The 13,395-nt window shown below is 74.4% G+C and carries 7 protein-coding genes; 2 read left to right on the forward strand and 5 right to left on the reverse strand.

Annotation, left to right across the window (positions count from 1 at the left end):
- Positions 1-22: 22 nt before the first annotated feature.
- Entirely contained in the window at positions 23-1,279 is a 1,257-nt protein-coding gene (locus Q3W68_RS22245; RefSeq protein WP_302907285.1) for a hypothetical protein, read from the forward strand.
- 61 nt (positions 1,280-1,340) lie between these two features.
- On the opposite strand, the gene Q3W68_RS22250 is transcribed toward Q3W68_RS22245, so the two are convergent.
- The 3 genes from Q3W68_RS22250 to Q3W68_RS22260 all read right to left on the reverse strand — a co-directional run bounded on the left by Q3W68_RS22250 (position 1,341) and on the right by Q3W68_RS22260 (position 4,444).
- Positions 1,341-2,141: an ABC transporter permease gene (locus tag Q3W68_RS22250; protein WP_302907286.1), complete on the reverse strand. Its 801-nt coding sequence runs from the start codon at positions 2,139-2,141 to the stop codon at positions 1,341-1,343.
- Complete coding sequence (locus Q3W68_RS22255) at positions 2,138-3,121, reverse strand: ATP-binding cassette domain-containing protein (protein ID WP_121684466.1); 984 nt, start codon at positions 3,119-3,121, stop codon at positions 2,138-2,140. The genes Q3W68_RS22250 and Q3W68_RS22255 overlap by 4 nt, the downstream gene beginning before the upstream one ends.
- An 84-nt stretch (positions 3,122-3,205) precedes the next feature.
- A complete protein-coding gene (locus tag Q3W68_RS22260; protein WP_302907287.1) occupies positions 3,206-4,444 on the reverse strand; it encodes a cytochrome P450 in 1,239 nt (412 codons plus the stop codon).
- A 195-nt stretch (positions 4,445-4,639) separates the two neighbouring features.
- Between Q3W68_RS22260 and bioA the strand changes: the two genes are divergently transcribed.
- Complete coding sequence (bioA, locus tag Q3W68_RS22265) at positions 4,640-6,001, forward strand: adenosylmethionine--8-amino-7-oxononanoate transaminase (protein WP_120569405.1); 1,362 nt, start codon at positions 4,640-4,642, stop codon at positions 5,999-6,001.
- A 69-nt stretch (positions 6,002-6,070) separates the two neighbouring features.
- Here the strand turns inward: bioA and Q3W68_RS22270 are convergent, their stop codons facing one another.
- Both Q3W68_RS22270 and Q3W68_RS22275 read right to left on the reverse strand, forming a co-directional pair.
- A complete protein-coding gene (locus tag Q3W68_RS22270; RefSeq protein ID WP_302907288.1) occupies positions 6,071-6,808 on the reverse strand; it encodes a thioesterase II family protein in 738 nt (245 codons plus the stop codon).
- Positions 6,805-13,314, reverse strand: a complete 6,510-nt coding sequence (locus Q3W68_RS22275) for a non-ribosomal peptide synthetase (RefSeq protein ID WP_302907289.1) — start codon at positions 13,312-13,314, stop codon at positions 6,805-6,807. The genes Q3W68_RS22270 and Q3W68_RS22275 overlap by 4 nt, the downstream gene beginning before the upstream one ends.
- Positions 13,315-13,395 lie beyond the last annotated feature (81 nt).

Here is a 13,395-nt window from a genome sequence, read left to right on the forward strand (position 1 = left end):
ACCTCAGAGGAGAGGTCCCACAGTGACCGAGTTCGCCCTCGACGCACCGGTCCTGGTCCGGCCGTACACCGCCCGCAGGGACGGTGACTTCGCCGTGATCGGTGACGACAGTCGTCAGGTCTACCTGTCCATCCCGGCCGAGGGCCTCGACCTGCTGGAGTGGCTGCGCGACGGCGCCACGGTCGGTGAGGCCGTCCGCCGCTTCGAGGCGACGCACGCGGCCTCACCGGACGCCGACGCGTTCCTCCAGGCGCTGGCCGACGAGGGGTTCCTCGCCCCGGCCGGCGCGCACGACCCGCCGCCGGACGCCGAACCGGCCCGGCCGCCGCGCGCCGGGCATCTGGAGTGGCTGTCCCCGCACGCCGCACGGCGCCTGCTGAGCCGGCCCGTGCTCGCCGTCTGCGGCGTGGTCGTCGGAGTCGCGGTCGCAATGGCCGTCGACCGGCCCGGGCTGGTGCCCGGACCGTCCAGCCTCATGTTCCACTCCCACTTCTGGGCCTACCTGCTGGTCGTCCTCGGCATCGCGGTGATCGGCGTGTGGCTGCACGAGCTGGCCCACGTCGTGGGTGCGCGCGCCGCCGGCACGTCGGCCCGCATGACTGTCGGCAACCAGATGTACGCCATCGTCGCGCAGACCGACCTGTCCGGCATGTGGATGGCGTCCAAGCGGGAGCGTTTCGTCGCGGTGCTGGTCGGGCCGCTCGTCGACGTGATCGGCGCGGCGCTGCTGTTCATCACGCTGTGGCTGAACGACGTCGGCGTACTCGGGCTGCCGGAGCCGGTGCGGCTGGTGGTGGCCGGCGTGCTGTTCACGTCGTTCATCCGGCTGCTCTGGCAGACGTTCCTGTTCCTGCGTACCGACTTCTACTACCTGATCACGACGGCGCTGGACACCCGGAGCCTGATGGCCGACACCGGCGCCTACCTGCGCAACCTCGTCCGGCGGGTGCTGCGCCGCCGGCTCATCGACCAGTCCGGGGTCGGGCGCGGCGAGATGCGCACCATCCGGATCTACGCGGTCGTCTGGGTCCTGGGCCGCGTCGTGGCCCTGGCCGTCCTGTTCACCGCGACCATCCCGCTGCTGTGGTTCTACCTGGTCCGGGTCGTCGCCTTCTTCCGCGGCGACGAGATGACCGGCCAGTTCACCTGGGCCGACGTGCTCGCGCTGGCGATGCTGTCGTTCCTGCTCGACGGCGGCGGCACCCTGATGTGGCTGCGATCGCTGCGACGTTCCAGCCGGCTGCGCCGCCGCGCGCCGGACCGCGTCCTGGTGGAGTAGGCCCCCCACGGACGACGACTCCGCCCGACGGCACGGGCGGAGCCGTCGTCCGGCTGGCGTCTCAGCGCCCGGCGGACCTGCGGAACTGGGCGATCGCCAGCGGGATCGACAGGGCCAGCAGAGCGCCGATCCACAGCGCTGAGGCGGCGACCGGGTGTTGCAGCGGCCAGACGTCCGGCGCGGTGGACGGGTCGACGTTGCCGAACTGGACCCGGACCGCCTGGACGATCGCCGAGACCGGGTTCCACTCGGCGACCGGTTGCAGGACGCCCGGCATGGAGCCGATCGGCACGTAGGCGTTGGACAGGAAGCCCAGCGGGATGGCGATGGTGAAGCCGGTGCTGCTGACCGCCTCCGGCGCCCGGGACGCCAGCCCCACCACGGCCATCAGCCACGACAGCGCGTACGCGAACGCCAGCAGGATCAGGAATCCCAGCGCCGCCTCGGTCACCGACGTGCGGCTGCGCCACCCGACGACCAGGCCGAGCAGCGCGGTGACGGTGATGACCACACCGCTGTTCACCAGGTCGCTCGTGGTGCGGCCGACGAGCACCGCCGACCGGGAGATGGGCATCGACATCAGCCGGTCGACGATGCCGTTGCGCAGGTCGGCGGCGATCGCGGTGCCGGTGTTGACGGCGCCGAAGAGGACCGCCTGCACGAAGATGCCGCCGAGCAGGTACTCGCGGTACGGCACCCCCTGTGCGTCGATCGCGCCGCCGACGACGAAGCCGAACAGCAGCGTCATCATCGCCGGCGCGATGGCCGCGTTGAGCAGCATCTCCGGTACGCGCAGGATCATCCTCAGGTTGCGCTTCGCGACGACGACGCCCTCACCGAAGGCCAGTACGACGGCGTTCACTGCTTCTCCTCCACGGTCTCCTTGGCGGGCTCGTCGCCGGTCCGCCGGCCGGGGCCGGTGAGGGCGAGGAAGACGTCGTCCAGCGTCGCCGTGCGCAGCGCGGCGTCCCGGACCGGGATGCCGGCCTGGCGCAGCAGCCGCGCGCCGGCCAGGAGCGTGTCCACGCCGTCGCCGGCCGGCACGGAGATCCGGCCGGCGGCCTCGTCCACGCTGGCCGGTCCGGTGCCGAGCGAGGTGAGCACCGCCTGTGCGGCGGTCAGGTCCGCGTCCGGCCCGAGGGTGATCTCCAGGCTGGTGCCGGAGACCCGCCGCTTCAGCTCGTCCGGCGTGCCGCCGGCGACCACCCGGCCGTGGTCGATCACCACGATCTGGTCGGCCAGCCGGTCGGCCTCCTCGAGGTACTGGGTGGTCAGCAGCAGCGTCATGCCGCCGGAGACCAGCTCACCGATGGTGTCCCACAGCGCCGTCCGGCTCCGGGTGTCCAGGCCGGTGGTCGGCTCGTCCAGGAACAGCACCCGCGGCGTACGGATCAGCGCGGCGGCCAGGTCGAGGCGCCGCCGCATGCCGCCGGAGTACTCCTTCGCCCGGCGGCCCGCGGCGTCCACGAGGTCGAAGCGTTGCAGCAGCTCGTCGGCCCGCTGCCGGCTCTGCCGGGAGCCCAGGTGCAGCAGCCGGCCCAGCATCTCCAGGTTCTCGAACCCGGAGAGGTTCTCGTCGACGGCGGCGTGCTGCCCGGACAGGCTGATCACCCGGCGTACCTCGGCGGCCTGGGTGACCACGTCGAACCCGGCCACCTCGGCCCGGCCGCCGGTCGGGGCGAGCAGTGTGGTGAGCAGCCGGACGGCGGTGCTCTTGCCCGCGCCGTTCGGCCCGAGGATCCCGGTGATGGTGCCCTCCGGCACCACCAGGTCCAGGCCGTCCAGCGCGGTCACCTTGTCGAACTGTCTGCGTAGCCCGTCAGCGACGATGGCGTTCGCCACGTCGTCTCCTCCCTCTGCGGTTCGGTCGGGATGCTCACCGGCCGGCCGGCCGAACCGCAGTGGGAGCCGGTCGCGCCGGCCCGGTCAGAACTCGACCGTGAGCGCGGTCAGCCCGCGCAGCGTGAGCCCGGGCCGCCAGGGCGTCTCGTCGAGGCTCTCCGCCGGGCGCAGGTCGGGCATCCGGGCGAGCAGCGTGGTGATGGCGACCTGCCCCTCGACGCGGGCCAGCGGCGCGCCCAGGCACATGTGGGCGCCCCGGCCGAAGGCGAGGTGCCGGTTCGCGGTCCGCTCGATGTCGAGCCGGTCCGGCTCGGAGTAGCGGCCCGGATCGCGGTCGGCGGCCGCGAGGACCCCGATCACCATCTCGCCGCGGCTGATCGGCACGCCGCCGATCTCGGTGTCCTCGGCGGCGAAACGCGGGAAGCTGATCTCGATCGGGCCGTGGTAGCGCAGCATCTCCTCGACGGCGCCCGGCGCCAGCTCGGGCTTGTCGCGCAGCAGCCGCAGCTGGTCGGGGTTGCGGAACAGCGCCAGGACCATGTTGCCGATCAGGTGCTGCGTGGTGCCGAGGCCGCCGACCACGAGCAGCGCCACCATCTTCAGCAGCTCGTCGTCGCTCATCCGCTCGCCGTCGGCCTCGGCCAGGGCCATCCCGGAGATCAGGTCGTCGCCGGGCTCGGCGCGCTTGCGCTGGATCAGCGCGTCCAGGTAGCGCACGAACTCCTCGATCTCCGCCATCACCTGGGCCGGGTCCATGCCCTGCGGCGCGGACTGCGCGGAGGTCGGGTCCAGCGACAGCAGCAGCTCGGACCAGAGCCGGAACCGGTCCCGGTCGGCGCGGGGGATGCCCAGCATGTCCGACATGACGGTGAGCGGCAGCGGCACCGCGAAGTCCTCGACCAGGTCGAAGGTCCGCCCCTCGCGTTCGAGCAGCCCGTCGACGAGCTGGTCGGTGATCTGCTGGACGCCGGGCCGCAGCCGCTCGACGTACTGCGGCGTGAACGCCTGCTGCACCAGCCGGCGCTGCCGGGTGTGCTCGGGCGGGTCGACGCTGCCCATGCTGCCGCCGAGCAGCCGCACCACCGCCTCGGGCAGCGCCGGCGCCTCCATGCCCTCGGGCGTCACGGTCGGGCTGGTCTTGAACCGGTGGTAGTCGGTGAGGAAGCTGGTGCACTCGTCGTAGCCGGTGACCAGCCAGACGTCCTGGCCGGTGGGCATCCGGACCCGGGAGACCGGGTTGGCGTCGCGGAGGGCGGCGTAGGTGTCGTAGGCCGTCTCCCGTGCGGCGGGCGACATCAGGTCCGGTTGTTCGGAGGTCGTCACGTCGGCGTCCCCTCTCCAGCGTTCGGCCGCACCGGTCGGCGCCGGCTCCGGATGAGCATTTCCGGGCCCTGGCGACACCTCTGCTCAGAGTTGAGCACCGGCCACCCTGCGCACTACTGCGCAGACGTCACCGGCCCTCTTCCGGTGGACTGCGTGCTGTTGTCCTGGTTCCCTTCGATGACGGAGCGCCGACGCATGGACCTCGAAACCACGGAGACCGAACGCCTGCGCACGCTGGACCAGCAGCGCGTGTGGCACCCGTACACCCCCACCGACGCCTACCTCAACGCCAAGCCTCTGGTGATCACCCACGGCGAGGGTGTCTACCTGGTCGACAGCGACGGCAACCGCTATCTCGACGCGGGTTCCTCGCTGGGCGTGAACATCCACGGCCACCAACGTCGGGAACTGAACGAGGCGCTGGCCGCGCAGGCGGCGAAGATCGCGCACACCACGCTGTACGGCATGACCCACCCGGGCGCCGCGGAACTCGCCGACCGGCTGGTCCGGCTCGCCCCGGAGGGCATCGACAAGGTGCTGTTCCTGGAGTCCGGCTCCAGCGCCGTGGAGACGGCGATGAAGATGGCGTACTCCTACTGGGTCTTCAAGGGATCGCCGCAGCGCAACAAGTTCGTGTCCATGGGCGGGGCCTTCCACGGCGACACCATCGGCGCGCTGTCGGTGGGCCAGATGACGATCCTGAAGAACTTCTACCAGCCGCTGCTGCGCGAGACCAGCTCGTTCGCCCAGCCGTACGCGTACCGCTGCGGGTTGTGCAACAACAACTGCAATCTGGCCTGCGCGGACACGCTGGAGGAGGTGCTGGAGCGTGAGGGCGACGAGGTCGCCGCCGTGCTCGTGGAGCCGCGCGTGCAGAACGTCAGCGGCATGATCGTGGCGCGCGACGGTCACCTGGCCCGGGTCGCCGAGATCGCCCGCCGTTACGGCGTCCTGCTCATCGCCGACGAGCTGGGTGTGGGCTTCGGCCGTACCGGCCCGATGTTCGCCTGCCAGGCCGACGGCGTGTCGCCCGACATCCTCTGCGTCGGCAAGGGCCTGACCGGCGGGTACATGCCGTTGACGGCGACGATGGCGTCCGCGGAGGTGTTCGACGCGTTCCGCGGCGACGGCAAGATGCTGCTGTCCGGGCACACGTTCTCCGGCAACCCGCTCGCCGTCGCCGTGGCGCTGGCGAGCCTGGACCTGTTCGAGAAGGACGACCTGATCCGGCACGGCCAGGCGCAGGCCGTGGTCCTGGCCGAGGAGCTGGACAAGTTCCGCAGCGTCCCGCACGTCGGCGACGTCCGCCAGTGCGGCCTGCTGGCCGCCGTCGAGCTGGTGGCCGACGTGGAGACGCGCGAGCCGTTCCCGATGGAGCTGGGCGTCGCGACCCGCATCACCGAGCGGTGCCGCGAGCTCGGCATGATCATCCACTCGGCGCCGAGCGACACCATCGTCATCGTGCCGCCGCTGGTGATGACCGAGGAGGAGCTGCGCACGATGTCGCGGATCCTGCTCCAGGCGACGCAGGAGGTCGTGGCCTCGCTGTCCGCCTGAGCGCGGGAGAACGGGAACGGGAACGGGACGGGCGCGGGCCCGTCCCGTTCCGTCGTCTTCAGGACCGGCTCAGGACCGCACGGCGAGATCGGCCAGGAGCGCCTCGGCCAGCTCGGCGGGCGGGCCGGCCAGATAGAAGTGACCGCCGCTGAACACCCGCAGGCTGAAGCCGGCCGACGTGACCTCGGCCCAGGAGCGCATCTCCATCACGTCGACCTCCGGATCGGCGTCGCCGGTGAACGCCGACACGGGACAGCGCAGCGGCGGGCCGGGCAACTGCCGGTACGTCTCGTTGACCGCGAAGTCGGCGCGCAGCCCCGGCAGGAACAACGCCATCAGGTCGTGCCGTCGCAGCACCTCGTCCGGCGTGCCGCCCAGCGCCGCGACGGCCGGCAGGAACTCGTCCGCGCCGAGCGTGTGGCGGTCCGGCCGGCGGGCGGGCAGGTGCGGCGCGCGCCGGCCGGAGACGAACAGCCGCGCCGGGCCGTTCGGCCCGGCCGACAGCCGCCGGGCGGTCTCGTACGCGACCACCGCGCCCATGCTGTGGCCGAACAACGCGTACGGGCGGTCCGCGTGCGCCCCGATCGCGGCGGCCAGCGGCGGCACGACGTGCTCGATGCTGGTGTACGGCGGCTCCGACAGCCGGGACTCCCGGCCGGGCAGCACAACCGGGCAGACGCCCAGGTGCGGCTCCAGCGCGGCGCGCCACGGGCGGAAGAACGAGCCACCGCCCCCCGCGTGCGGGACGCAGTACAGCAGCATCGGGGCGTCCGGGTCGGCCGGGCCCTTGATCCACCGGTTGCTCATCGTTCCTCCTCGTCGGACCGCAGCACCACGTGGCCCACGGTGCCGGTCGCGCCGACCGCTGTGACGAGCGCGCGCAGCGGGACGCCGGTCCACGGCTCGGATCGGCGGACGAACCGCACCGGCAGCGCGCCGAGGTCGACGAGCGGGTGGGGCGTCTCCGCCACCAGGGTCGGTACGAGCCGGCGGTGCCGCAGCTGGAGGAGCACCTTGGTCAGCTGCGCGAGCCCGGACGCGGCCTCCGCGTGGCCCAGGTTCGGCTTGAGGGTGCCGATCGGCACGCGTACCCCCTCGGGACCGGGCACGGCGGCGGCCAGGAACCGGCCCACGGCCTCGATCTCGGCGGCGTCGGACAGGGCGGCCCCGGAGGCCGCGCACTCGACGTACCCGATGTCGGCGGGGGTGAGCCCGGCCCGGCCCACCGCCTCGGCGAGCGAGCCGGCCAGGGTGGCCGCGTCGGGCGTGCCGAACCGGCTCGTCGCGCCGCTGTGCCCCACCCAGGTGCTCTCCACCACGGCGTCGACGCGGTCGCGGTCCCGGCGCGCGTCGCCGAGCCGGCGCAGCAGCAGCGCGCCGGCGCCCTCGCCGGGCGACCAGCCGCCGGCGGCGGCGTCCAGCGCCCGGTGCGGCGTCTCGGCGAGCAGGCCCAGCCCGCGCAGCACCGCCACGTGGTACGGATGCGCCAGCAGGTTCACCGCGCCGACCACAGCGGCGTCGCAGTCGCCCCGGTCGAGGCTCTCGGCCGCCTGACGCAGGGCGGTCAGCGCGGAGGAACAGGAGGTGTCCACGGCGACGCTCGGGCCGCGGAAGTCGAAGGTGTGGGAGATCCGGTTGGCGATCTCCGAGCCGGTGCCGGAGATCCGGGCCGGGTCGCCGTCGCGCCACCGGTCGGTGCCGGCCAGGCGGTGGTCGTGCCACATCACCCCGACGAAGACACCGACCCGGCCGAGGGACGCCGGGGTGTGGCCGGCGTCCTCCAGGCACGCCCACACCACTTCGAGCAGGACGCGTACCTGCGGGTCGAGGACGGCCGCCTCGGCCGGTGCGATGCCGAAGACCATGCTGTCGAACGTCTCCAGGCCGGACAGGTAGCCGCCGGCCGGTCCGGCGCCCCGCCCGGGCGGGGGTGGCGTGATCGCGCAGTGGCCGGCGTCGAGGTTGCGCCAGAGCGCCCCGACGTCGTCCGCGCCGGGGTAGCGGCCGGCCACCCCGACGACGGCGATCTCGTGCGGCCCCGCGGTGGGCGGTGGACCGGCGGCGGGCGTCTCGGTCTCGTCGTCGCGCGTCACCGGACCGCACAGGAACGCCTGCTGGAACACGTGGTCGTCGTCCAGCCGCAACGCGGCCCGCACCGGCGCCTCGGCGACCGCGCCGACCGGGCACAGCCCGAGGCCGTGGTCGGCCTGGGCGCCCAGCAGCACCTGGCCGAGGTAGCCGGCCTCCAGGGCGAGGTACCGCTCGGCGTCGTCGCCGTAGAGCGGGCGGATCGCCCGCGTCTGCCCGACGAGCAGGATCTGGAACGACGCCCGGTCGTACACCGGCCGGTTGTAGACGAAGTGGGCGGTGCGTTCCAGGGCGGCGCCGTCGCCGATGCGGCGCAGCGTGTGCTCGTCGGGGTGGTGGTAGTAGACGCCGGCCGGCAGCCCGGTGACCCGGTCGCCGGGCACGTGGACGTAGACCTGCACGCCGTAGGTGTCGCCGGCCGACGGGTACAGCCGCCGCGTCCGGTCGCCGTCGGGCAGCGGGCGCAGCAGGCCCAGCAGACCCGCCACCGTGGACAGCGGCACCGGCCGGTCGAGGAAGTCGCGGCGCGAGGCCCGCCGCCGGTACCGCCGCCGCGCGGGGCGCTCCCCGGACAGGGGCACCGCCTCGCCGTCGTCGCGCAGGTCCAGCCGGGCCGCGGCGAAGGCGGACCGTTCGGTGGGGGAGAGCACGTCGACCGTCCGCGGCGACGGCGCGGCGGCCGGGGGCGGGTCCGCGGGTACGGGTCCCGGCGGGCCGGACGACAGGTGCGCGGCGATGCCGTCGATCGTCGGGTTCTCCAGCAGCGCCGCCACCGGCACCCGGGTGCCGAGACGCTCGTGCAGCCGGGCCGATACCTGGACCATGGTGAACGACGTGGCGCCCTGGTCCCACAGGTCGGCCACCGGGTCGACGGTCTCGCCGAGCAGGTCGGCGAACAGTTCCGTGAGCACCTGGCGGACGCCCGGCTCGCGCGGGGCGTCCGCCGGTTCCGGCGGCGCGACCGGTGTGTGTGCAGCGGGCGGCGTGACCGGCGGCAGCGGCCACGGCAGGGCGGCGCGGTCCAGCTTGCCGTTGTCGGTGGCGGGGAACTGCTCCAGCACGGCCAGGTGGCTCGGCACCATGTAGTCGGGCAGCGTCTCGGCGGCGAAGGCCCGCAGGTCGCGTACGGCCGGGGCGGTCCCGCCGGAGGACAGCAGGTACGCCACCAGCTTGCGCTCGCCGCCCTCCTCGCGGGCGACCACCACCGCGTCCTTGACGCCCGGATGGCCGCGCAGCCGGTGCTCGATCTCGCCGAGTTCCACCCGGAACCCGCGGATCTTCACCTGGTGGTCGGCCCGGCCCAGGAAGGTCAGGTTGCCGTCCGGCAGGAACGCCGCCCGGTCGCCGGTGCGGTACATCCGGTCGCCGGGCGGCCCGAACGGGCACGGCACGAACCGGTCCTCGGTGAGGTCCGGCCGGTTGTGGTAGCCGACGGCGAGCACCTCCCCGGCGATGTGGAGGTCTCCCTCGACGCCGGGCCGGCAGGGGCGCCGGTCGTCGTCCAGGACGTAGTAGCGGGCGTTGTCGATCGGCCGGCCGTAGGGGATGCTGCGCCACCCGGGGTCGACCGTCCCGACCCGGTAGAAGTTCGACCACACGGTGGCCTCGGTCGCCCCGCCGAGGTTGACGATCTCGGCGGCGGTGAAGCAGGCCCGCAGCTCGTCGGGCAGGGACAGCGGCGTGTGGTCGCCGCTGAGGAACACCAGTCGCAGGCCGGTGGTGCCGGGCCCGCCGCGGTGCGCGGCGGTCAGCGGTACGACGTGCGCCAGGGTGGTCGGCGCGGAGTTCCAGAACGTGACCGGCTCCCGCAGCAGGACGTCCAGCAGCAGCGCCGGGTCCTTCTGCTGCTCGGAGTCGGCCACGTAGATCGAGGCGCCGTAGCCGAGCAGCCCGAGGATGTCGAACACGGACAGGTCGAAGCCGAGCGACGTCACGCACAGCCCGGTGTCCTCCGGTCCGAAGCGGAACGTCCGGCGCGCCCAGTGCAGGAGGTTGTGCACGGCCCGGTGGGTGACGGCTACCCCCTTGGGCCGGCCGGTGCTGCCGGAGGTGAAGATGACGTACGCGAGGTCGTCCTCGCCGGTGCACGGCTCCGGGTCCGGTACGTCGGCCGCACCGACCCGGTCGGCGTGGACCACGGCGATCCCGTCCGGCCGGCCCGGCGCGGGCAGGTCCAGGTCACCGGTCGTGACGAGCGCGATCGCGCCCGCGTCGGCGAGCATCAGCGCGGCCCGCGCCGGCGGCAGTGACGGCTCCACCGGCAGGTAGGCGCCACCGGCCTTGAGCACGCCGTACACGGCGGCGACCATGAGCGGCCCCCGGGCGACGCTGATCCCGACCACGGATCCGGCGCCGACGCCCGCGGCGCGCAGCCGGACCGCGATCCGGTTCGCCACCGCGTTCAGCTCACCGAAGGACGTGGTCCCGCCGCGCCCGCGTACGGCGACCGCCTCGGGCCGGGCCCGGGCCTGGGCCTCGAACAGCAGGTGCACCGGGCCGGCGTGCGGGAACTCGACGGCGGTGTCGTTCCACCCGTACAGGACGTCGCCGAGGTCCGCCAGCTCGGCCAGCGCCGACCGGTACGCGTCGAAGATCCGGTCCAGGTCGTCGTCGCCGATCGCGTCCTCGGTGGCGTCCCAGAACAGCCGCAGCGTGTCGTCGCCCTCGTCGATCGCGATGCAGTCCAGCGCCACGTCGGGCGTGCACGTCAGCCACGGGCCGGCTGTCACACCGTCCGGCAGCGGCACGTCGCCGAGTTCGAGCAGCCCGGTGCACACGACCGGGTACCCGGCGCCGCCGTCGCGCATCCGCCGCAGCACCAGCCGCCGCAGCTCGGCCAGGCCCGAGGCGCCGTCCGCCGCCGCGTCGGCGGTGATCTGCCGGTCGTAGCGCTCGGCGAGGTCGAGCAGGCCCTCGCCCGGCTCGCCCGCGGCCAGCCAGCTCAGCGCGGTCAGCTCGGCGGGCCGGAACGGCTCGGACCGCGGCGTCCACCGCACCAGCGGCACCGCGAAGCGGTCGTGGTGGCAGGTGCCGAGCGCTGTGGTGAGCGCGGCCATGAGCAGCGCGTTGAGCGCGAGACCGCGTTCCCGCGCCAGCCGGCGGATCCGCGTCCAGCCCGGCACCCGGGCGGTACGCCGCCGCCGCGGACCGGTCCGCGCCTCGATCGGCGGGCCGGGCGGAAGGTCGGCCAGGCGGTCCTGCCAGTACCGGCGGGCGTGCGGGTCCGGCGGTGCCTGCGGCGCGCGGGGCGGCCCGGCCACCGGCGTGCCCGGGTCGGCGTAGCGGCGCATCAGCTCGCGCAGCAGCAGGTGGATGCTGCGGCCGTCGGCCACCAGCAGGTCCAGCGCCACGTGCACGGTCGCCGCGCCGGCCTCGTCCACCTGGACGCGCAGCTCACCCTGGGGGAGCCGGCCGAGCGGGAAGGCCCGCCCCACCATGTCCCGCTGCACCGCGTCGGACGGCGGCCCGCCGGGTCCGGTCACCGGGATGTGCCACCGGTCCGGCACGTCGTCGCGGGTGACCAGCCGGCCGTCCGGGGTGACGACGGTCCGCAGCGGCTCGTGCGCGGCGAGCAGGTCCAGCCACGCCGACTCCAGCCGGGACAGGTCGAGCCGGTCGACGGCGAAGGCGTGCACCACCTGGCAGCCGCTCCACGGCCCGGTGCCGCCCGTGGTCCGGGCCACGAAGTACGCCTGCTGGAGGTCGTTGAGGGGGCGGCCGGCGTCGTCGGGGACGGGCCGCAGCCAGCGCAGCGTGTTGACGAACCAGGCGAAGGTCGCGGCGACCACGCCCGGGGCGAAGGCGTCCTCCGCGACGTCCCACCGCACGCGCAGCTCCCCGTCGCGCTCGCCGATCTGCGCGTCGAGCGTGACGCCCGTGGTCTGGCTGACCGCGTACCGGCCGTCGGCGCCGGTCCCGCCCACGTCGAGCAGGCTGGTGAACACCACCGGCAGCTGCGCCGGGACCGGCAGCCGGCGCGACCGCAGCTCACGGAGCGCGGCCACGCCGGGCACGTCGGCGTGTTCGAGGTCGCGGCGCAGCCGGTCGTGGACCGCCCGGGCGGCCTCGGCGAACGGTCGCCCGGCCGCCGGCTCGGCGACGAACACGGTGGTCGAGGTGAACGGCCCGGGCACACCGGCGGCGTCGACGGGCAGCCACAGCCGGTTGCTGGTGGTGAGCACGAGCGAGAACGCCGCGTCGGCGCCGGCCCGCCGCAACGCCTCGGTGAAGGCGGTGAGCACCACAGCGGTCGGGGACACGCCGAGACCGCCCGCGTACGCGGCCACCGCGGCCCACTCGCGCCGCGTCAGCGCCGCCGTGTACGGCACCCGGACCGGGCCGGGCTCGGCGCCGGAGGTGGGCAGCGCGGGTCCGGGCGGCAGGTGTCGCAGCGCGTCGGCCCAGTACTCCAGGCCGGCGCGGTACCCGTCGCCGTCGCGGTGGGCGGCGAGCGCCACGCCGAGGTCCCGCAGCGAGGCGCCGGGGGCGGGCAGCTCACGCCCGGGGTCGTCGTAGAGCGTCCGGAGCTGCTCGACGAGCAGCTCCAGCCCGGCGCCGTCGACGATCGCCGCGTCGACGCTGAGGTGCAGCACGCCGCCGCCGTCCGGGGCACGGGTCACCTCGACCGTCCACAGCGGCTCGTCGCCCGGGCCGTAGGAGTGGTGGGAGAGGCGCCGGCGTACCTCCTCGGCGTCGGTGCCGACCGGCATGGTCCAGTCCGGCGGCCGCTCGGCCACCCGCTGACGCCCGTCCGCGGTCAGCACGAGCCGCAGCGCCTCGTGGTGCCCCACGAGCCGCCCCCACGCCGTGCGCAGGCGGTCCACGTCCAGGTCGGCGACGTCGTACTCGCGGTAGAGGTGGCAGCCGGGCCCGCCGGTCGCCTTGGCCAGCAGGTAGCCCTCCTGGAGCGGGGTGAGCGGGAACGGCTCGTGCCGCCGCCCGGGCTCGGCGCGTACGTCGGGACGCAGCCCCGCGCCGGCGGGCGCAGCCCGGGCGGCCAGCTCGGCCAGTTCCCGGGCGGTGGCACAGCGGCGCAGCGCGTCGGTCGGCAGCTCGGTGCCGAACGCGGCGCCGACCTCCAGCAGCACCCGCGCGGCGGCGAGGGAACCGAGTCCCAGGTCGCCCAGGTCCGTGTCGGCGTCCGCCGTGACTCCGGCCGGCAGCACGCCCGACAGGACGTTCAGGACGATCTCCACGCGGTCCGGGATGGCGGTCTGCTCGTTCATGCGCTCCCCGCTCCGAAGGCCGGCCCTGTCGCCGCAACCTAAGCGGCGCCGGACCGGGCGTGCTGCTCAACTCTGGGCAGC

The organism is Micromonospora sp. C28ISP2-4 (genome assembly GCF_030519385.1).
Lineage (GTDB): Bacteria > Actinomycetota > Actinomycetes > Mycobacteriales > Micromonosporaceae > Micromonospora > Micromonospora tulbaghiae.

Excerpts from the sequence above, each read along its gene's own strand:
- bioA (WP_120569405.1), top strand. The coding sequence starts at position 4,640 with ATGGACCTCGAAACCACGGAGACCGAACGCCTGCGCACGCTGGACCAG.
- Q3W68_RS22270 (WP_302907288.1), bottom strand. The coding sequence starts at position 6,808 with ATGAGCAACCGGTGGATCAAGGGCCCGGCCGACCCGGACGCCCCGATG.
- Q3W68_RS22275 (WP_302907289.1), bottom strand. The coding sequence starts at position 13,314 with ATGAACGAGCAGACCGCCATCCCGGACCGCGTGGAGATCGTCCTGAAC.